16 protein-coding genes are annotated in these 19,722 nt (G+C 65.0%); 3 read left to right on the top strand and 13 right to left on the bottom strand.

Annotation, left to right across the window (positions count from 1 at the left end; translation table 11 throughout):
- Window positions 1–96: 96 nt before the first annotated feature.
- The 10 genes from ACZYZ7_RS21765 to ACZYZ7_RS21720 form a co-directional block, all read right to left on the bottom strand.
- Entirely contained in the window at window positions 97–975 is an 879-nt protein-coding gene (locus ACZYZ7_RS21765; RefSeq protein ID WP_135456716.1) for a mycofactocin-coupled SDR family oxidoreductase, read from the bottom strand.
- Between the two features lie 25 nt (window positions 976–1,000).
- Window positions 1,001–2,281: a cytochrome P450 gene (locus ACZYZ7_RS21760; protein ID WP_463741798.1), complete on the bottom strand. Its 1,281-nt coding sequence runs from the start codon at window positions 2,279–2,281 to the stop codon at window positions 1,001–1,003.
- Entirely contained in the window at window positions 2,278–3,207 is a 930-nt protein-coding gene (locus ACZYZ7_RS21755) for an SDR family NAD(P)-dependent oxidoreductase (protein WP_463741797.1), read from the bottom strand. Before ACZYZ7_RS21755 ends, ACZYZ7_RS21760 begins: the two co-directional genes overlap by 4 nt.
- The gene (locus ACZYZ7_RS21750; RefSeq protein ID WP_463741796.1) at window positions 3,204–4,427 is read right to left on the bottom strand and encodes a cytochrome P450; all 1,224 of its coding nucleotides are present in this window, start codon (window positions 4,425–4,427) and stop codon (window positions 3,204–3,206) included. Before ACZYZ7_RS21750 ends, ACZYZ7_RS21755 begins: the two co-directional genes overlap by 4 nt.
- A gap of 24 nt (window positions 4,428–4,451) precedes the next feature.
- A complete protein-coding gene (locus ACZYZ7_RS21745) occupies window positions 4,452–5,936 on the bottom strand; it encodes an aldehyde dehydrogenase family protein (protein WP_450072295.1) in 1,485 nt (494 codons plus the stop codon).
- Complete coding sequence (locus ACZYZ7_RS21740; RefSeq protein ID WP_463741795.1) at window positions 5,929–6,819, bottom strand: SDR family oxidoreductase; 891 nt, start codon at window positions 6,817–6,819, stop codon at window positions 5,929–5,931. Before ACZYZ7_RS21740 ends, ACZYZ7_RS21745 begins: the two co-directional genes overlap by 8 nt.
- Window positions 6,812–7,942, bottom strand: coding sequence for a spirocyclase AveC family protein (locus ACZYZ7_RS21735; RefSeq protein ID WP_135456729.1), 1,131 nt, complete (start codon window positions 7,940–7,942; stop codon window positions 6,812–6,814). Before ACZYZ7_RS21735 ends, ACZYZ7_RS21740 begins: the two co-directional genes overlap by 8 nt.
- A gap of 1 nt (window position 7,943) precedes the next feature.
- On the bottom strand, window positions 7,944–9,059 hold the full coding sequence (locus ACZYZ7_RS21730; RefSeq protein WP_463741794.1) for an ABC transporter substrate-binding protein: 1,116 nt from the start codon (window positions 9,057–9,059) through the stop codon (window positions 7,944–7,946).
- A gap of 87 nt (window positions 9,060–9,146) precedes the next feature.
- Window positions 9,147–9,995 carry an AAA family ATPase gene (locus tag ACZYZ7_RS21725; protein ID WP_463741793.1) on the bottom strand — a complete coding sequence of 283 codons (849 nt, stop codon included), beginning with the start codon at window positions 9,993–9,995 and terminating at the stop codon, window positions 9,147–9,149.
- Between the two features lie 155 nt (window positions 9,996–10,150).
- Window positions 10,151–11,794 carry a nitric oxide reductase activation protein NorD gene (locus tag ACZYZ7_RS21720; protein ID WP_463741938.1) on the bottom strand — a complete coding sequence of 548 codons (1,644 nt, stop codon included), beginning with the start codon at window positions 11,792–11,794 and terminating at the stop codon, window positions 10,151–10,153.
- A 159-nt stretch (window positions 11,795–11,953) separates the two neighbouring features.
- Between ACZYZ7_RS21720 and ACZYZ7_RS21715 the strand changes: the two genes are divergently transcribed.
- Window positions 11,954–12,883 (top strand): SDR family NAD(P)-dependent oxidoreductase, encoded by a 930-nt coding sequence (locus ACZYZ7_RS21715; RefSeq protein WP_463741792.1) that lies wholly within the window; start codon window positions 11,954–11,956, stop codon window positions 12,881–12,883.
- Window positions 12,884–13,071: 188 nt separating this feature from the next.
- Complete coding sequence (locus ACZYZ7_RS21710; RefSeq protein ID WP_463741791.1) at window positions 13,072–14,391, top strand: TetR/AcrR family transcriptional regulator; 1,320 nt, start codon at window positions 13,072–13,074, stop codon at window positions 14,389–14,391.
- 88 nt (window positions 14,392–14,479) lie between these two features.
- Here the strand turns inward: ACZYZ7_RS21710 and ACZYZ7_RS21705 are convergent, their stop codons facing one another.
- Complete coding sequence (locus tag ACZYZ7_RS21705; RefSeq protein WP_463741790.1) at window positions 14,480–15,295, bottom strand: class I SAM-dependent methyltransferase; 816 nt, start codon at window positions 15,293–15,295, stop codon at window positions 14,480–14,482.
- A gap of 889 nt (window positions 15,296–16,184) precedes the next feature.
- On the opposite strand from ACZYZ7_RS21705, the gene ACZYZ7_RS21700 reads away from it, so the two are divergent.
- Window positions 16,185–17,558 carry a hypothetical protein gene (locus ACZYZ7_RS21700; protein WP_463741789.1) on the top strand — a complete coding sequence of 458 codons (1,374 nt, stop codon included), beginning with the start codon at window positions 16,185–16,187 and terminating at the stop codon, window positions 17,556–17,558.
- 90 nt (window positions 17,559–17,648) lie between these two features.
- On the opposite strand, the gene ACZYZ7_RS21695 is transcribed toward ACZYZ7_RS21700, so the two are convergent.
- Both ACZYZ7_RS21695 and ACZYZ7_RS21690 read right to left on the bottom strand, forming a co-directional pair.
- Entirely contained in the window at window positions 17,649–18,731 is a 1,083-nt protein-coding gene (locus tag ACZYZ7_RS21695; protein ID WP_463741788.1) for an NAD(P)H-dependent amine dehydrogenase family protein, read from the bottom strand.
- A gap of 26 nt (window positions 18,732–18,757) precedes the next feature.
- Window positions 18,758–19,720, bottom strand: a complete 963-nt coding sequence (locus ACZYZ7_RS21690; protein WP_463741787.1) for an LLM class flavin-dependent oxidoreductase — start codon at window positions 19,718–19,720, stop codon at window positions 18,758–18,760.
- Between the last annotated feature and the right edge of the window lie 2 nt (window positions 19,721–19,722).

The following is a 19,722-nucleotide window of genomic DNA, read 5'->3' as shown; positions in this document are numbered from 1 at the left end:
CAGCACCAGGCCGACGATGAGGGCAATCAGGACGAACAGGCTGCCGAGCATGATGAGGGCGCCCACTACCACCTCCTTCTGATGCGATGCCCGGTGTTAACGGCCAGGTCCGTTGGGCCACTTGAGCAATGAGCCGCCATCGACGCGGATCTGCTGTCCGGTGATGTAGCGGCTGTCGTCGCTGGCCAGGAACACACCGAGGTTGGCCATGTCCTCGGGTTCGATGTACGGGATCGGCATCGCCTGGAAGATCGTGAACAACGGCTCGGCATCCTCACGGGTGGCCTTCTTGCCCTCGGCGGTCAGATCGGGCCGGAACATCGAGTACATGCCGTCGTTCTGCAGCAGGTGGGTATTGCAGTTGGTGGGGTGAATGGCGTTGACCCGGATCATCTTCGGAGCCAGGTGCAGACTCATCTCCTCGACGTACTCGATGACGACGCGCTTGCTCCATCCGTAGCCCGCCCCGCCGGGGCCCATGTTGGGGTTGTCAGTGGTGCCCCGGATCATGCCGGCGGTCGATCCGGTGACGATGATCGACGAACCGTCGGGCAGGTGCGGGACGGTGACCGCGACGGTGTTCATCACCCCGACCAGGTCGACGTCGGAGGCGTCGACGAACTGCATGGGATCCGGCCTGCCCATCGCCATCGGAAGGATGCCGGCGTTGGCGACCACGATGTCGATCCTCCCGAGATCGGCGATTCCGGCCTCCACCGCGTCGCGCAGCTCGTGGCGCTCTCGCACATCGGCGACGCGGGCGACGACGCGCCGGCCGAGTTCCTTGACCGCCCTTTCGGTTTCGGCGAGGTCATCGGGCGTGGCCAACGGATAGGGATTGGACGGGATGTCGCGGCAAATGTCGACCGCGATGATGTCGGCACCTTCGGCGGCCATCGCGATCGCATGTGCCCGCCCTTGTCCGCGGGCCGCACCGGTGATGAAAGCGACCTTGCCATCGAGCTTTCCGGTCATCTGGGCTCCTATGTGTGTTGGCCGGTCAGGCGGCCGGTTTGAATTCGATGTGAAGCTCGCTGAGCCCTCGCATGATGAACGTCGGCTCGTAGGTGTACCGGCGGTCCTCGGCGGGGCCATGGTGCTCGGTGGAGATCGTGATGTCGGACATCCGGTCCAGGATCCGGTTCAGCGATATCCGGCCTTCCGCGCGCGCCAGTGGCGCGCCCGGGCAGGAGTGCACTCCCCGGATGAACGCGATCTGTTCGCGCACGTTCGCACGATCCGGCTGGAAGGTGTTGGGATCGATGAATTTACGTTCGTCACGGTTGCACGCCCCCGGCAGCACCATGACGGTGGTTCCGGCGGGCACCTCGACGTCACCGATACTGGTGGTCTTGCTGGCCATCCGGAAGTGAGATTTGACCGGGCTCTCCAGCCGCAGCGTCTCTTCGAGGAACGACGGGATCCTGGCCCGGTCGTCGCGCAGCATCGTCTCGAATCCCGGGTTGTCCGCGATGAACCGGACCGCCGAGCTGACCAGCTTCGTCGTGGTCTCCGTACCCGCCGCGAACAGGAACGTCGACAGGTTCATGACGTCCTCGATGTCGGGCGTCGATCCGTCCTCGTACTTGGCCAGCGCCAGGCCGGTCAGCACGTCCTCGCGCGGTGCGCGCCTGCGGTCCTCGATGTAGGCGTAGAACCTGTCGTTGAGCCACTGCAGGGGGTTGTGCGTTGTCGGCGCCTCCTTGCCGAGCTCGCCTACCGTCTCCAGCGCGAACGCCGCCTTGAACTCCTCGTGGTCCTCGCCGGGGACGCCCAGGAGATCGGCAATGACCAAGAGCGAGAACGGCTTGGCGTAGTCGGCCAGGAACTCTGCCGATCCGCGGTCGACGAACGTGTCGAGTTGCTGATCGGCCAGCCGCCACATGAAGTCCTCGTTCTCCTTGAGGCGCTTGGGAGTGATCAGCTTGTTCATCAGACCGCGGGTCCGGGTGTGCAGCGGGGGATCCTGCGAGGTGATGTGCTCGCCCATCGGCACCGCGAGCCGGTGCTGCTCGATCAACTCCGAGACGTCGTCGCTCTCCCCCGGCCCGAACGGCAGACCGGAGAACGGCCCCGCCACCGACACGCACGACGAGAACGCCGGATCCTTGTAGACGGCCAGCGCCTCGTCATAGCCGGTGACGGCCAGCACGTCGAACGGAGTCGCATGGGCGACAGGACACTTGGACCGCAGGTGGTCGAAGTAGGGGTAAGGATCCGGTACCAGTGATGCGTCGGTGAAGAAATCCACTTCTTCGAATTCGGAACGGATTTCGGTCATTGTTTCGCCTCCTGTACGGGTCGGCCGGCAACTACTTCCAAGACCTGACCGGTGCTGAGATCCATGATCTTGCTGAGGTTTTCCGCGATGTCCTCCGCCGTCAACGGGGTCTGGTTGATGCCCTGCGAGGCCACCACGGCGATCCTGGCGACTCCTCCGAGCCCGACCCGCAGGATCTCCCCGGACAGCCGGCAGGAGTCGTGTGCCAGGAATGCCGCAGCGGGTGCGCACAGGTCAGGCGGCATCGCGGCGTTGATCTGATCCATGAGTTCTGTCGAGATGCCGTGGTTGGCGGCGATCTTGTCGGATTGCGCAGCCGACATCCTGGTGAACGCGCGCGGCGCGATCGCGTTCACCAGGATTCCGTGTTCCAGGCCCTCGCCGGCCAGGGTGCGGGTCAACCCGAAGACCGCGCCCTTGGCGCCGCCGTAGCTGGTGTGTTCGGGTATCCCGCCCAGCATGGCCTCGGACACGGTGTTCACGACCCTGCCGTAGCCGGCTTGAACCAGATGTGGCCAGGCGGCCCTGGTCACGAAAAGTGTTCCGAAATAATGGACGTCGAGCATCGAACGGAACTGATCGGTGCTGAGGTCGAGTAGTGTGCCCGCGACGTGGATACCCGCGTTGTTGATCACGGCGTCGAGGCGTCCGTAGGTCCGCAGGGCGGTGTCGACGATCGCGGCGGCGCCGGCCTCGTCGGCCACCGACGCGACGCAGGGCACCGCCTCGCCGCCTGCCGCCTTGATCTCCGCGACCACTTCGGTGGCCGGTTCGGCTGAACAGCCGTCACCGTCGATGCCCACGCCGTAGTCGGCGACGACGACGCGCGCGCCCTTCGAGGCGAGCAGCAGGGCGTGACTACGTCCGACGCCCCTGCCGCCGCCTGTCACGATCGCCACCCGATCGTCGTAACGGAGTTCGGTCATCGAGCGCCGGCCGCGTCGAAGAGAACCGGCAGCGACGTCGGCGACCGGAAGACCTGACCACGGATGTGCGGGTCGTCTCCATCCGGGTCCAGCCGCAGGTTGGGCAGTCGGTCCAGCAGAAGGTTGATGGCAGTGCGCATTTCGAGCCGGGCAAGGTGCATGCCCAGACACACATGGACCCCGTGCCCCCAGCCGAGATTTCCCTTGGACGTACGGAAGATGTCGAACTCGTCCGGGTCGGCCCACCGATCTTCCTGCCGATTCGCCGAACCGAGCATCGGCATCACCGAACACCCTTCCGGAATGTGAACCCCTCCGAGTTCGGTGTCACAGGTTGTGGTGCGCGTGATGGTCAGCAGCGGCGGGTTCCAGCGCACCGCTTCCTCGATGGCCTGCGGCAGCAACGACCGGTCGGTACGGACCGCATCCAGCTGCGTTGTGTCCGAGAGCAACCCGAACAGCAGGTTGCCCAGTGACCGATAGGTGGTCTCCACCCCGGCGGGCAGCAGCAGTCGCAGGAACGAGAAGATCTCTTCGTCGGTGAGCTTCTCGCCGTCGATCTCGGCCTCGGCGAGAAGACTGATCATGTCTTCCTTGGGCGCGGTGCGACGGGCCTGCAGGATCGGGGCGAAGTACTCGCACAGCGCGGCCGACGCCGCCAGCCCGCGCTCCGGGTTCATGATCCAACTCAGTAGTGAGATGGACCATCGCTGGAATTGCGGATAGTCCTCTTCCGGCAGTCCCAACAAACCCGCGATGATCCGGCTCGGGTAGTCGAACGTGAATGCCTTCACCAGGTCGACCTTGCCGTCGGCCGCGAACTTGTCGATGAGCTCGTTCGCGACCCTACCGACCAGCTCGTCTTCCCAACGCGCCAAGGCCTTTTGCGAGAACGCCTTCGACACCAGCGAGCGCAGCCGACCGTGCACCGGTTCGTCCATACCCAGCATCACGCGCTCACCGAGAACCGGGCCGAACGCTGCGATGACGCCGGACGACGAGAACGTCAGATTGTCGCGCAGCATCTGCTGGGCATCCTCGTAGCGGTACACGATGAAGACAGGCTTGCCCTGCTCCCCCGGCATCGCGGACATGTCGATCCGCTGGATCGGTTCCTCGCGCCGTAGCCTGGCAAGCTCCGGGTAGGGGTCGCGAACGTCACCCGAGACGGCATCGTCGAAGGAGCCGAAGTCCTCGAGGTCGTCAAAAAGCTGTTCCACTACTACTCCTTCAGGCTGCCAGCGCTATTGAGCCGGGTAGGCGACGGACTTGATCTCGGTGTACTGCTCGAATCCGGCTATGCCGTTCTGGCGCCCGACGCCGCTGTTCTTGTAGCCGCCGAACGGTGTGTCCGCGCCATAACCCGCGGTCCCGTTGAGGCCGATGAACCCGGCGCGCAGCCGGCGCGCGACGGCAAGTGAACGATCCAGAGAGCTCGACATGACGTTGCCGGCGAGTCCGTACGGGCTGTCGTTTGCTATCCGGACGGCGTCGTCTTCGTCCTCGTAGGGAATGACGACGAGAACCGGTCCGAAGATCTCTTCCTGGGCGATGGTCATCGAGTTGTCCACGTCGGTGAACAGTGTTGGGCTGACCCAGAATCCCCTGTCGAACTGATTCGGTGGCTCGGCGCTGCCGACGAGCATGGTGGCGCCTTCGTCGACGCCTTTGCGGATGTAGCCGAGGATTCGCGACTGCTGCTTGGCCGAGATGACCGGCCCGCAGAGGGTTGCGGGGTCCTGTGGGTCACCGGGGACGACGTTTTCGTAGATGGCTTTCAGGATCGCAACGCCCTCGTCGTAGCGGGAACGCGGCAACAGCATCCGGGTGGGAGCGGCGCAGCCCTGCCCGGCATGCAACAAGGGACCGATGCCGATCAGGCAGGCGGTGTTGAAATCGGCATCTTCCAAGACGATCGTGGCCGATTTGCCGCCGAGTTCGAGAAAGAGCCGCTTCATCGTCGCGGCCCCTTTTTCCATGATCCGCTTGCCCACGGCCGTAGAGCCGGTGAACGAGATCATGTCGACCTTGGGCGACAGGGTCAGTTCTTCGCCGACGAGATGGTCCGATGCCGTCACGACATTGACCACGCCCGCGGGAATGTCGGTGTGCTCGGCGACGAGCCGGCCGAGCCGTGTGGCGTTGAACGGCGTGTCCGGGGCCGGCTTGAGCACCATGGTGTTGCCCGCGGCCAGCGCCTGGCCCAGCTTGTTGATGGCGACCTCGAACGGAAAGTTCCACGGCACGATGGCGCCGACCACTCCGACCGGTTCATGCCACACCTTGCGCGTGGTGTTCACGCCGGTGACCGATACCACGGTGTCGCCGAGATCGGTTTCCCACGGGAAGGTTTCGATGAGCCTGGCCGGGTACCTGAGTCCATCGGCGAGCGGGGCATCGAGCTGCGGTCCGTGTGTCACGGCTCGCGGAGCACCGACCTCCGAGATGAGTTCTTCGCGCAACTCCTCCAACTCGCCCTCGATCGCCTCGTGCAGCTGTTCGAGACATCGCTTGCGGAGTTGGTGGTTGGTCGACCAGTCGGTCTCGTCGAATGATCGGCGGGCCGCGTCGATGGCCCGGTTCATGTCGGCCTTCGAGGCGTCCGAGACCTCTCCGAGTATCTCTTCATTTGCCGGGTTGACGTTGGTGAACGTGCCTGCCTCACCGTCGACGAGCTTGCCGTCGATCAGCATCCTCGATTCGAAGGTCACCTTCGAGCGCTCAGCCATGGCGGGAGCCTTCCCCTCGGAGTGCGCCGAACCGCGGGATGCCCATCATCAGCCGGGTCATCTGGTGCAATCCCGCCGCGGGGATCAAACGGTTGGCGATCAACAACATTCGTGCATCTGGACCCACCGCGGTCCTGGCGAACGGCTTCGAGCTGTCGAGCGCTTTCGCCAGGCCTTCGGCGAACTTCTCGGGTGATCTGGCCGCGCGCTTCATCATGGCCCGCCCGCGTTTGTCCATCGTGCGGTGATGGCGAGCGTAGGGTCCGTCCAGATCGCGGTCGTCCGTGGTCCCCGCGTCGGTGATGATCTCGGTGTCGTAGGTCCCGGTAACCAGGATCGTGACGCCGATCCCGAACGGTGCGACCTCCCCGGCCATCGATTCACCCCACCGCTCCAGCGCACCCTTGACCGCCGAATACGGTGCGGTTGCGGGCATCCCACGCACGCCCGCAGCGCTCGAGATCAGCACGATGCGGCCGCGGCCGGCTTCTCGCATGGTCGGTAGAAGCGCCCTGGTGAGCGCCACCGGGCCGAAGATGTTCGTCGCGAACATGCGCTCCCACAGATCGGGTGATGTCTCCTCGACCATCCCCGCTGCCGAGATACCGGCGTTGTGCACCAACGCATACGGTGCGCCGACCGCTTCGGTGATGCTCTTGGCTGCGGCCGCAATCGACGCTCCGTCCGTGAGGTCGAGCTGAATACCGATCAACCTGTCGTCGTCCTCGCCGGCTCCCGTCGCCTCACGCAGCGCAGCCATCCCCTTCTCCGGGCTGCGCATCGCAGCCACCACGCGCCACCCCTCGCGATAAAGGCGCGTGGCCGATGCGAAGCCGAGTCCCCGGGACGCCCCGGTGATGACGACAGTCCGACCTTCAGCCATCCTGGCCGCCCGTCGCGCAACGGTTGCTCTTCGACCCCAACTCGACGTCGGGGTTGCGGGCCGGCCCCTGCTGCCAGGTGGACCACTTGCCTACCGAGTACGGCCCCTCAGCTCCGTTCGCCCGGTAAAACCCCTGCGGGTCATAAATCTTGGCCTCGGGGAAGGGCCACGGGCAGGCGACGGAGGTCGCCGCGCCGCTGGCCTTGATGACCCAGAACCAGCCACCGTAGGCGAAGTACGACACGTTGATGATCGCGAACATCACCAGGAACGTGCCGAGTACGGGCTTGCTCGGGAAGAGCTTCGCCTTCGCGGCGAGCTTCTCCGCCACCGACTTTCCGGTGTCGTCGCGGTAGACCAGGATCGCCGCCGGGACCATCACGAAGGTTACCGAGAGCGATTCCCAGATCAACGGGAACTGGAAGGTGCTGCCCGGGAACAACGTGCCGAACGGAATGGCCTGCGAGTAGATGTACAGCCCGGTGCGGACCAGGCTGACCTCCAGGATGGCATCGAAGATGAAGCCGATGACCAAAACCAATGCGCCCAAACTGATCAGGGGGTGTCGGGTGACGAACGCCTCGGGACCGCGCTTGGCCTGCAGCTTGCGCAGGATCCAGATCCCCGGGAAGTACGGGCCGAAGTAGAACAGTACGTAACCGAACACGATGAACGGTTCCACCGTCGGCGACATCATGATCAGGTACCAGTTCTCCGGCCAGTGCAGCAGCATCGGGTTGTACACCGCATACGGCGACCAGTTCATGATCGGGTCCTGCCAGACGATCAACGTCGTCACCAGGACCATGAGCAGCACCGGGCTGCCGGGGTTCTTCCGCCAGCCGACGATGAACAGGACGGTGAACACCACGACGATGATCACGGCGCCCACCTGCGGGATGATCTGCCAGTGATCGAACGCGGTCAGGAACGCGACGGGACGGGGCCGGCCCTCGACGTTCGGGTTGGCCACCCGCGGGTCGACGTCCGTGCGACCGACCGCGGCGAACAGGCCGAGAAAGCCGAGCCAAGCGAGCAGGGCGATCACGCGACCCCAGTTCGGACCCTTGCGCGGCGGCGGTTTGACCTGGGTATCAGGCGGTAGGGATTCTCTGGTAGTCATGTCATTCCTCCCCGAACCGGTCGACCAGGTGCGAGTTGATACCGTCCGCATCGAGGGTGCGGGCGACCAGATAGCCCGACCCCATCCACGCGCGTCGTGTCCACTTCCCCAGGGACACCCGGGTTCCGGGTGCGCCGGAAGCCGCGGGCATCATCTTCACGCGCTCGAGCGCCTCTTTGACGCCGCGCGGGCTCAACGGATGTGCATCGGTGAAGGCGCGCACCAGCGTGGCGGCCACGTCGTGGTTGACCACCGAGACGCAGTACTCGGGACGACTTCCGTTGTACCGATTGGCATATCTGTCGAGCCAGGCCTGCCCGACCGGGTTCCCCTCGTCGTACTGATCGACCCCGGTCCAGCCAAGAAACGCGTTCCACATGATCGGGTTGACCCAGGCGTTCTGGAATGCGGTGGTCGTGAAGCGCGGGGGATCCCAGTTGACGGCCTCAAGCGCCGGGTTGATGAAGACGATGCCGAAACCGAACCCGAGATGGACGATCGCCTCGGCCTTTGCTTCGTGCAGCGTGCTCACGGCGGCATTGATGTCCTGCGCCGTTTGCGCGATCGCAGCTTCGGCGACAATCCGAATACCCTTGCGGGCGCATGCCGTTCGCAAATTCTTCAGATAGCTGTCACCGATGAGGTTCTGCTCGACCAGTACGCCGATCTCCGTCAGGCCCCGCTTCGCCACCAGGTCCGCCAGAAAGATGGGTTCGTCCGTCATCGATCCCTGGGGAAAGGCGAACGTCCACTCGCCGAGCCAGTCGTCGGTTCCCGTGACGCTGATGGCCGGCACCTTGAAGCGCTCCTCGATCGCTTCCCGTAGCGGCACACAGTTGTCCGTGATGTTCGGCCCGAACACCACCAGACAGCCCTCGTCCACGAGTTCGCCGTACGCGTCGATGACCGCTTTCACCGAACCCTTGGGCAGCCCTTCCACCTCGCGGTAGATCATCCGCACCGGCCGATCCATCAGCCCTTGCTCGACGGCCTCTTCGAACACCAGGTCAAAAGTCTGGGTGAACGAAGCCAGCAGTTCGTCCGGGAACCCCGGCGGCAAGGTGAAGTCCATCAGGTAGCCGACCTTGATGGGCTCCGCGGTGCTCTCGTATGACATCTGACCTCCATGGTGCGGGCGTTCGTCGCAGGAACACCGGGGTCGACCTAATATTTGTTCTGAACGTAACGGGGGCAGTGCACCGCGTCAATCACCAGATCCCGATCCGCCCAGGTAGACGTCGATCAACTCGTGCAGACCACGACTTACCGCGACGTCGTCGGTCAACGGTCCCGCGACCGCCACCCTGGCCGCCACGGCCATGGGCAGCCCCTCGGCGACCAAGCGCCCGGCCGCGATCAGCACGCGGGTCGACGCGACTTCGCGCAGACCACCGGTCTCCAGGCGCCGGATGGCCTGCCCGAAGCGCACCAACTCGGCAGCGGTGGGGCGATCTACTCCCGCCTCGTGGGCGATGATGCCCTCTTCGACCTCGGGGTCCGGAAATCCGAACTCGATGGCCACCATCCGCTGACGCGTCGAGTCCTTGAGGTCTTTGAGAACGCTTTGGTAGCCGGGGTTATAGGACATCACCAGACCGAATCCCGGCGCCGCGTCCAGCGTGATGCCGAGGCGCTCGATCGGCAGCTGACGGCGGTAGTCAGCGAGGGGGTGCAACACCACAGTGGTGTCCTGGCGGGCTTCGACCACCTCGTCCAGGTAACAGATCGCGCCCTCGCGCACCGCGCGGGTCAGCGGGCCGTCCACCCAGACCGTCTCATCGCCCCGCAACAGGTACCGGCCGACAAGATCCGCGGTGGTGAGGTCGTCGTGGCAGGCGACGGTGATCAGCGGCCGGCCGAGGTCGTGAGCCATCGCCTCGACGAAGCGCGTCTTGCCGCACCCGGTCGGACCCTTCAGAACCAGTGAAAGACCCTGGCGGTAGGCCGCCTTGAACACCGTCTCCTCGTTGCCGACCGGCCGGTAATAGGGACGCATGCTCAGGGTCTGCGAATTGGCACCGTTCTGATGAGCGAGTCCTGACTCGTTGGCCATCAACACACCTTTCGTCGTATCCGCGACACTGCGGTACAGAAGCGAGCCTAACGCGGAACAGATGTTTGTTTCAACCACTGGTTGCTTGAAGATGCACGGGCGTCGATGATTCCAATGGCATTCTGGGACTTGGCATCACCGCAACCGGTGTACCTTCAGGACACCCTGCGACGAACCTCGCCGGAGCGAATCGCCGAGCGGAACAGCGGCCCGATGACACCTGCGAGCTGGTCGGGACCGGCGATGGTGGCGTGTGCGGTGCTACCGAACACCCGGCGCAGCGACTCCACGTCGGTACTGGCACCGATGGTCAGACACACAGCACCGGTACCCCGGCGCCGGGCCTCGGCCAAGGCACGTCTGGCGTCAGCGGCACCGTAGGCCCGCTCATAGCCGTGGTCGTAGGCCAGTCCATCGGACAGGACGACAAGCAGTCGCCGCGACGTGCCGCCGCGCTTCTCGAGGACCGAGGACCCATGCCGGATCGCCGCTCCGAGTCGCGAATACGCGCCGGGCTCAAGGCTGTTCAGCCTTCGGATGACCTGCGCGTCCAGGTGATCGTTGAACCGTTTCACCGGGACCATGGTCACCGCCGACCGCCCCTGGGAGTAATAGGCGTACAGCGACACCCGGTCGCCCAGGTCATGGAGCGCGACCATCAGATGCGCTACCGCCGTGCGCTGCTGCTGGTGCACGGTGCGCCCGACGGTGCCCGGCTCGGCCGTCGAGCCGGACACATCCAACAGCAACAGCACCGACAAGTCCCGCCGCCTTCGCAGACTGTCGAGATAGACGGCCTCGTCGGGTACCGACCCGGCCCGGACCTCCACGCGCGCCTCGAGCGCGGCATCGATGTCGATGTCGTCGCCCTGGGGCTGGCGGTGACGCCGATGCAAACCCATCCCGAGGCGCGCCAGCGGGCGCCGCACGCTGATCGCATCCTCGATCTGCTGGGTGGCATGCGCCTTGATCTGCGGGTCAGCCTCGCGGACCGTGCACCAGTCCGGCCGATAGACCCCGCGTTCGGCGTTCCATTCCGGGTACTTCACGCCCTCGGTCTTGATGTCGACGACTTCCTCCGACGACACCGTCGCCAGCGACGTGACCGCATGCACCCCGCGTTTCGTCGAGTTGGTGCGATGTGTCGGTGAGTCGGCACCGGGCGGTCCCCCACCGTTGCCACCCGTCTTGCGCGACGAGGACAGCAGTTTCTTGAGCCATTTTCCGATGGCCCCGCCCCCGCCGACCGGGCTGGAGAACAGATCGGGATCATCAGAATCATCGACGTCGCCTTCATCGAGTTCCTCAAGTTCCCGCTTGCCCTGCCGCCGCGGCACATGTCCCACCGACTGTTCGTCGGCCGGCTTGACCGTCGCACACGCGGCCAGGACCTTCTTGACCTGAATCACCCCGAATCCCGCAGGCGGGTCGTCGAGCGCATCCCGCCCCCGCGCGATCGCCAGGGACGATGCCGCCGACTCACTGCGCTCGCCGATACTTCGATCCGCCAAGGAGCCAAGGGAATTCGGCAGGAGTGCGTGATTGGCCAACAGCGCTCGGTGCCCCTCGACGGCCAGGTAACGCCTGGCCAACCGCCGATGACGGACCAGGGCACCGACCACATCGGGGTCGAGGCTGCCTGCCGCGATGAGCGACGCCTGCACGGCCACCGATTCGAGCTGCCTGCGCGTGGGCGCCGACGGGTCGACGAACACGGTCTTGCCGTCGGTCCACGGTCCGCTTCCCGCGTCGGCTGCCGCCACCGCGACCGGACGAGCTGCCAGCGCGGATGCCAGCATGCCCAGCCCGGAGAATCGGGCGCCGTCACCACCACCGTCAGACAACCGATACCTCCGCACTGCGCCGTCGCGTTGACCAAATATCTGTTCCACCGTAGAGTTCGGCACCACCCGGAGTCAATGGACCGAGCCGGAACATCAACTAGCAAGGGCTACAAAGTGATCGACTTCAACGACCAGGTCGCTGTGGTGACCGGAGCCGGCCGCGGTCTGGGCCGGGTGTACGCGCTCGAACTGGCCCGGCGTGGGGCCGCTGTCGTGGTCAACGACCTCGGCGGCACGATGGCGGGCCAGGGCTCGGACGCCGCGGTCGCCGATCAGGTCGTCGAGGAGATCACGGCTGCCGGTGGCACCGCGGTGGCCTCCTACGACTCGGTCGACAGCCCCGAGGGCGGTGCGGCGATCGTGCGCACGGCGGTCGAATGCTTCGGCCGGCTCGACGCCGTGGTCAGCAACGCCGGCATCTTCAACAGCATCCCTTTCGATGAGCTGTCCCCCGAGGACTGGCGGCGCATGTTGAGCGTCCACCTCGACGGCGGCTTCTATCTCGCTCAGCCCGCCTACCGGGTGATGAAGAGTCAGGGTTACGGCCGGTTCGTCTTCATCGCATCGTCGGCGGGGATGTTCGGTCAGCATCTGGAAGCTCACTACGCCGCAGCCAAGGCCGGGCTGGTCGGGTTGACCAACGTGATCGCGCTCGAGGGAGCACCGCACGGGATCCTTGCCAACACCGTCCTTCCGTTCGGTATCTCGCGAATGGTCACCGAGACCCTGGGCGACCCGAAAATCCTTGAAGACAACGGCTTCTTCAAAGCGATCCGGCCGGAACTCGTCGCACCATTGGTGGTGTACCTGGCCAGCCGCGACTGCGGGATGAGCCACCAGAACTTCTCGGCCTGCGCGGGGCGTTTCGCCCGCGTGTTCGTCGGTTTGGGCGAGGGCTGGATGGCGCCGCCGGACAGTAACCCCAGCGCTGACGACATCGCCGCGCACCTTTCGGAAGTCGCTGCGACAGAGCCGTTCACGGTTCCGGGATCGATCTACGACGAAGCGTTCGGGGTAACCGAACGGCTCGGCGTCACCGCGTGAACCGGGCCGCGACGTTGCGGGCGGCGCGTCCGGCGCAACCTCCCGGAGCCCGGGCGCGGGTGATCTACCGGCGCCTTCGGCTGCACGGGATCCCCAGCGCACCAGCACTGTTCTGGTAGCCTCTAACCAAATATTGGGTCAGCCACCCAAATCGTATGACGGGAGCCAGCAATCATCGTGGAGCCGCTGTGGGCCGTCCCCAGGTAACGCCTGGGGAGCGCAAGACGCTCAAGCGCACCCCAGGTCGCGCAACCGACGCCGGCTCCGCAGCTGAGGATCGCACGCGCCGGACCGAGATTCTCGAGACCGCTGCCACGTTGATCGCCACGTCGGGCCTTCGCACGTCGCTGCAGGAGATCGCGGATGCGGCCGGCATTCTGCCGGGCAGCCTGTACCACCATTTCGAATCCAAGGAAGCGATCCTCGTCGAGCTGCTCGAGCGGTATCACGAGGACCTCGACCGCATCGCCGAGCACGCCCAGAGCCGGTTGGACGGTCCCGATCCGGCGTCGCCGTTCGACCGTATCGCCGCTCTCGGCTCGGATATCGCGCGGTGCGCCGTCGCGCACCGGGCCGCGCTCCAGATGTCGTTTTACGAGAGCCCGAGTTCCAACCCCGACCTCGTCGCCCTGGCCCAGCGCCGCCCGACGGCCACGTTGGACGCCATGCAGCAGACGCTGCGGGCCGCGCGATGGGCCGGCTACCTGCGGTCGGACGTCGACCTGGCCGTACTGGCCGACCGGATCTGCCAGTCCATGCTGCAGGTCGGACTCGACGTCATGCGCCACAATGCCGCACCGGAGAAGGTCGCCACCCTGCTGTGCCGGATTCTCCTGGAAGGCTTGTCCACCGGCCAGCCCACCGACGCCGAACTCGACAAGTCCGTCCCGTTCATCGCGGCCGACGACGTGGTCCGGAGCTGGATCGAGGAGGCCGAGTCCGAGGCCGATGACAAGACCACCCATATCCGGGCGGTGGCGCGGGCCGAGTTCGGTCGGCGCGGCTACGAGGGTACGACCGTGCGCGATATCGCCTCGGCGGCAGGCATGGGCACCGGCACGGTGTACCGGCTCATCGGGTCGAAGGACGAACTGCTGGCTGCGATCATGCAGTCCTTCGGTGAGAAGATCGCGGTGGGCTGGACGGAGGTCCTCGGGTCCGAGGGCACGACGATCGAAAAGCTCGACGCGCTGAGCTGGATCCACACCAACGCGCTGGATCAGTTCGGAGATGAGTTCCGGATCCAGCTGGCGTGGATGCGCCAGTCGCCGCCGGACACCCCCAACCCCGGCTGGTTGTTCATGCAACGCATCAGGCAGGTCAAGGCTCTCCTCGCCGCAGGGATCAAGGCGGGTGAGATCAGTATCGACAGCCCCTCGAACGAGATTCTGGCCCGGTCGGTCATCGGCGTGGGGTGGATCCCGGAGAACATCCTCCGGCAGTTGGGCACCCGCGCATCGCAGATCCACGTCCGGGACACCAGCCTGCGCGGTGTGATCGTCCGCTGATCGTGGACTGGCCGAAAACGTTCCGTGGCAACGTGTTCAGCCGACGATACCCGGCGTTCCGCGGTCCTCGCCCCATCGATCTCTGGCGCTAGAAGGCATAGTGGAGCACTACGTTTCCCCTCCGGGACACCGCAGTGCTCGGCGCGGTTAGTCGGTTCATCAGGCGAAGGCCCACCGGGAACCTGGCGACCTCGGGCTCTCGGGTGCAGAGAATCTCTTTGACCAACTTCAATTTGGGGTGCCAGCGTTCGGGGTACCGGGGATCGTCGAAGCCGGGGAATCTGGTGACAGCCTTGATGGATTCGGCACCGGCAAAACGCTTCTGGGCCCAGACGGCGAACTTGCTGTAGCCGTTGAATGCGATTTCCCCGCTGGGGAAATGGTCGATGATGCGGCATACCATCGTCCGCATTTCGTCTTCGGAGAGAAACGCGATCAGCCCGTCGGCGACAATTACGGCAGGCCGGTCGGTGGGCACGGTGTCGAGCCACGTCGAGTCGGTGAGGTCAACGCCTATGGGGTGCGGGTTGGCGTCGTGAGGCAATAATTGCGGCCGGGCGCCAACGACCTCCGGGAAGTCGACGTCGTACCAGTCGACGGTGGACGGCGGGGCGATCCGCAGCGCCCGGCTGTCAAGGCCGGCGCCGAGGTCCAGGCCAACCGCGTTGGGGTGACGGGCGATGAACTGCTGGGCGATCTCGTCAAGCTTCTTGGCCCGATGCGCGATGTAAACCGCACTGCTCGTGGGGATGTGGAGCTTTTTGTAATCGAAGTCGACCTTCCGCACGACCTCGTCGGCCATGTTGTCTCCCAGAATCGGCCGCGACAATCGGTTGTCGAGCGCTCTGCCGCAGAGCGTCAGCCACAGGCTCGCCTGCACCGCGTTGAAGGTCGGAACGGTCATAGCCATCGGGTCATCCCCTTCTCATAACGCCCTGGAACTCATCTGCCGTGCGGAAGTTCGCCGAACACCGCGTCGCGGGCTGAGCGGCCGACCGCCGCACCGACTGAACGCATGTTCAGTACATTAAACGCTCGTTCAATGCGGGTCAAGGGTTTGCCCCCAACTAGTCGCCTTCACGGCGCACCCGGTCGTGTCCAAGCCCGCAGCACGCCGAACCGCACAACCTGACGGCGCCTGCATAGCAAAGTCGGGTTGTAGCGGCTGGTTCTCGAATGCGCTTGCGGGGGAATTTGATATGCCGCGCAGCTTCTGTCCTCTGTGGGCAGGAGCAAGCACCGGTGACATCGATACCGTCGGCGGTTCCGGTCGACGGCGGCACCGCGCGGCGCCGATCTCGTCAATAATTCGAACGCGTTACAGAATGTGAATGTCATTCACGAAGATTGTCGATAGGTTCTCCCGGTCCACCGGGACTCCCGCTGGCGGCCACGAAGACCCCACGGGTTGTGACGGACGGAACTTCGCTTGTAGCTATCCCTTCCATTTCGATGACAGCAGTGCGTCGTGACGGCGACGCGGAAAACTCCGGCGTCAACCCTTGATCCGACAAATTGCAGAAGGCAGTTTGCCGAATATTCCGTATCTCACTCGCCAGTAGAGCCCGACAGTACGGGTAGTTGGATGTGCCGACCGGGAGGAAGCCTCCTATCTCGACACACTTGGCGCTCAAATTAAGCGATTGGCCATCCCACGCCAATGGCGATGAAAGCATGCCCCAGACAAGGGTATTAGCTTCACCAGCGCGGCTTACGCCCGCCAATGAACAGTTTCTTCCATCTGTTCAATTCGCGTAATTGCCAGCAATTCCTCAGGTAGCTTTCCGCGCGGCATGAATGACAACAATGATAGGAAACACATGCATGTAAATGTTCGCTCGCATCTCACCGCCGGGGTCGCGTTGGCCGGTGCCGGCATCATCGCCGTCACCCCTGTCACGCCGGCGGCGCCGGCCATGCGCGACATCCAGGTGGCCGCGGTTCACACCGCCGAGGTGCAACTCACCTCTGTGTTGAATCCGCTCGAGGTCTTCGCGCCCATCCTCGAGCAGGCGATGAACGGTGCGCAAGCCATCGGCCAGAAGGTGGTAGCGGACCCGTTCCCGATCCTGCGGGCGCTCACGCTCAACCAGCTCGATAGCGCGGGCACCCTCGCCGGGCTGGGTACCGACGTTGCCGGAGCACTCGCCGCAGTATGGCTCGCCGTGCCGGGAAACATCCAGACCGCGATCGGTCAGCTTCAGGCAGGCAACATCGACCAAGCGCTTCGGACCATCGAAAACGGCTTCATCAGCCCGTTCATTCCCCTGGTCTTGAAGGATCTGCCTCAGCTCCTCAACGTGCTGAAGAAGCCGCTCGTAGATTTACAGGTGCTGATTGAAAACGCCCCAATGACGTACTTGGCGGGTGTCGGCTTTCCGGTTATGAACACGGTCTTTGCCCTACAAACCGAGATCGTCAACGGCATCACCGGCGTGGTCAACGCGGTGGGCACCGCGAACCCAGAGAAGATCGCGAATGCCATCACCACCGGCGTGGCGAACTTCACCCAGGAACTGCTCAACGGAAATCCAGCCCACAACACACATGGGCTCCTCGGCCAGTACGGTCTCATCGACGGGTTCCTGGACGCAGGTTCGGGGCTCGCGTATTGGCTCCGGCCACCACCGGTCGACCCTTTCGCACTGAAAGTGGCACCCCGCACTGCGGAGACGACAGTAACCCTGGCAATTCCCCCGGCGGTCAAGGCAGCCATTCCCGCAGTCATGACGCCAGTCAAGGATGTCGCTGCCCAGGTTCCGGGAACGGGGACATCCGAAGGCGCCCAGGCAACCGGGACTTCCACGGGAACCGAAACCGGGACAACCGAAGCGACCACTGGAACCGAGGATTCTGCGGCCTCCGATAATGGAGCCGCAGTGGCTGTCAGCACGACCCGCGCCACCAAACTGATCGGCGGCGACAAGGTGGTGCCCGGCCAGACCCGGCACGACTCGAGCCCAGCGGGCAGCGGCGCGGGGAACTCGTCGAAGAACGTTCGCGACGGGATCACCAAAACGGTCAAAGATGTGACCGATGGATTGAAGAAAGCAGCCAAGAACCTCGCTGGCCGCAGCGACAAGAGCAGCACGTCCACCAGCTCGAACACCAGTGACAGCCCCCGCACCTCCCGCGGCACCGGCGGCGCACACCGCGCGTCCGAATAGCCACAATTCAAACCCGTTGGCCCCCTTCATCCAGGAGGGGGCCAACTGCCGTCCGGACAGGTGCCGTGAGCTGGGACCGCACTGCACTGATCAGTCGAAGGCGTACCGCGGCAACGTATTCGGGATGTCCAGCGAGCTCAACAAGCCAGCGGGCGCGTCGACGACGTAGGGAATCGCGTTGACCACCCGCATCGCGGTGGCAGCCATCGCCGCCTGTCCGGCACCGTACCCCTCGGACTCCCCCAGGTTCATCGCGCAGTGGATGTCGGGATCACCCTCGATGTCCACCCGGTAGGTGGCGTCGAATTCCGACGCGGGCCACTCTGGTGCGACGTCGCGTGACATCCGGATGATGTGCTCGACGACGATGGCCTCACGTCCGTTCACCACACCGGCCGCGCGTGTGCACACCGCACCACAGGTACCGGCAGCGATGGTCCCGAACGCCACTGTGATGTCGCGGTCGGTGATCCTGCGATCGAGAGAACCCCGGATCTCGGACACTTCGACCCCGAGCGCATCGGCGATCATGTGAATCGGTGCTTTCCAAGCCATCTCGATGAACCCCGGGGCCTCGATCATCGGCTCGAAATCCAGCGGGCGCCCGAAACCCATCCCGTCCATCATCACGTCGGCCACCGGATAGTGGTCGTTGAGGGAAACCTCGGTGACCGTGAGGCGGTCGATCTTCTTGGACTGTGTTGCCAGCATCAGCGCCAGTTGATCCGAGCCGAATCCGGGAAAGACCCCCGACGCGTAGAACGAACAATTGCCGACCTTGGCTGCCGCCTCCAGCTGGTCGCGCCATTCCGCCGAATAGTAGGCCGGCGGGTACACCAGGCCGGTCGATGTCGTCGACACCACGTTGATTCCGGCGTTCAGCAGTCGCAGGTAGTCCGGCACCGCGCCGGCGTCGCGGTCTGGTCCACTCGCCGCGTACACCACGCAGTCGGGGACCAACGCGATCAGCGCATCGGCGTCGTCGGTGGCCGACACACCGAGCGGCGCACGCCCGGCCAGCACACCCGCATCGTGCCCGACCTTCGCCGGCGAATGGACCCACACGCCGGCCAGTTCGAGGTCCGGGCGCCGAGCGATCGCGTCGATCGCGATCGATCCGACACCACCCGTCGACCAGACGACAGTCCGCAGGGGTCGCAAAGGTCTTGTCACGCTTGACTCCTCATTCAATACTCCGGTCATGCGCGTTCGGACGCCATGACGGCCTGTTCGAGGTAGAACCACGCGATGTCGGGCGACAACCCTCCGCACAGCGGTAGCAAGGGCAACGGCCTGCCCGCACGGATGTAGCCGACGGCCTCGTCGACGGTCACGATCCGATAGGGGCCGCCGGCCTGTCGCAGTTCCGCCACGGTGTGGGCGCGCGAGATGCTGGCGACTGCGTTGTCACCGTGGCGATACGCAGCAGCGGTGAGGGCATCGTGAAGAAGGAAGGGGCCCAACTCATCCCATGCCCGGTCCACGTCGCCGGCCACGAACACAGCGGTAGGTGTGTGCGGTGCGGGGAACTGCACCACGCCGGGCTCGTGGCCGTTGGCCCGGCATTCGGCTTCGTAGAACTCCTTGAGTCCCGACGTCGCGGTCTGCGAGATGAACCCGAGGCCGTGGCGGGCGGCACGTCGCGCGGCGGCCCGGCTACCACCCGCGACGAGCAGAGACGGACCCGACGGACTCGCGCATCCGGGTGTCACCGTGATCCGCCGGCCGTCGTGGTCGACGGTCTCCCCCGCCAACAGCCGAAGCAACAGCGCCACCTTCGCGTCGGCGAGCTTGCCGCGCGCGCTCATCTCCACACCGAAGTGGTCGTACTCCTCGGCGCGATGCCCGATGCCGAAGGCATACGAGACCCGGCCTCGGCTGATGATGTCCAGTGCACAGATCTCCTCGGCGAGGCGGACCGGATCCCAGAACGGAATCGGCACTGCGGCAAGCAGAATCGCCAACCGGTTGGTCCGGGCAGCAATCGCCGAGGCCAGGATGGTCGGCGCGGCGAGGTGACCGTCAACGGTGCCGTGGTGCTCTGACAACACCGCCATCACGGCTCCGCGCGTCTCGGCCCATGCGCACATGTCGATGGCGGCGCCGTAGAGCTCGGCCGTCGGGGTATGCGGCGCACGCATGTCGAATCGCAGCGTGAACATCA

Source organism: Mycobacterium sp. IDUB_17 (assembly GCF_055419465.1).
Note: the sequence above shows the minus strand (reverse complement) of the source record. Positions and strands in the feature narration are given on the sequence as shown.

Coding starts and splice junctions, on each gene's coding strand:
- ACZYZ7_RS21755 (WP_463741797.1), bottom strand. CDS start 3,207: ATGACCGAACTCCGTTACGACGATCGGGTGGCGATCGTGACAGGCGGC.
- ACZYZ7_RS21705 (WP_463741790.1), bottom strand. CDS start 15,295: ATGACCGTTCCGACCTTCAACGCGGTGCAGGCGAGCCTGTGGCTGACG.
- ACZYZ7_RS21725 (WP_463741793.1), bottom strand. CDS start 9,995: ATGGCCAACGAGTCAGGACTCGCTCATCAGAACGGTGCCAATTCGCAG.
- ACZYZ7_RS21690 (WP_463741787.1), bottom strand. CDS start 19,720: ATGTTCACGCTGCGATTCGACATGCGTGCGCCGCATACCCCGACGGCC.
- ACZYZ7_RS21760 (WP_463741798.1), bottom strand. CDS start 2,281: ATGACCGAAATCCGTTCCGAATTCGAAGAAGTGGATTTCTTCACCGAC.
- ACZYZ7_RS21745 (WP_450072295.1), bottom strand. CDS start 5,936: ATGGCTGAGCGCTCGAAGGTGACCTTCGAATCGAGGATGCTGATCGAC.
- ACZYZ7_RS21700 (WP_463741789.1), top strand. CDS start 16,185: ATGAATGACAACAATGATAGGAAACACATGCATGTAAATGTTCGCTCG.
- ACZYZ7_RS21735 (WP_135456729.1), bottom strand. CDS start 7,942: ATGACTACCAGAGAATCCCTACCGCCTGATACCCAGGTCAAACCGCCG.
- ACZYZ7_RS21740 (WP_463741795.1), bottom strand. CDS start 6,819: ATGGCTGAAGGTCGGACTGTCGTCATCACCGGGGCGTCCCGGGGACTC.
- ACZYZ7_RS21720 (WP_463741938.1), bottom strand. CDS start 11,794: ATGCTGGCATCCGCGCTGGCAGCTCGTCCGGTCGCGGTGGCGGCAGCC.
- ACZYZ7_RS21730 (WP_463741794.1), bottom strand. CDS start 9,059: ATGTCATACGAGAGCACCGCGGAGCCCATCAAGGTCGGCTACCTGATG.
- ACZYZ7_RS21765 (WP_135456716.1), bottom strand. CDS start 975: ATGACCGGAAAGCTCGATGGCAAGGTCGCTTTCATCACCGGTGCGGCC.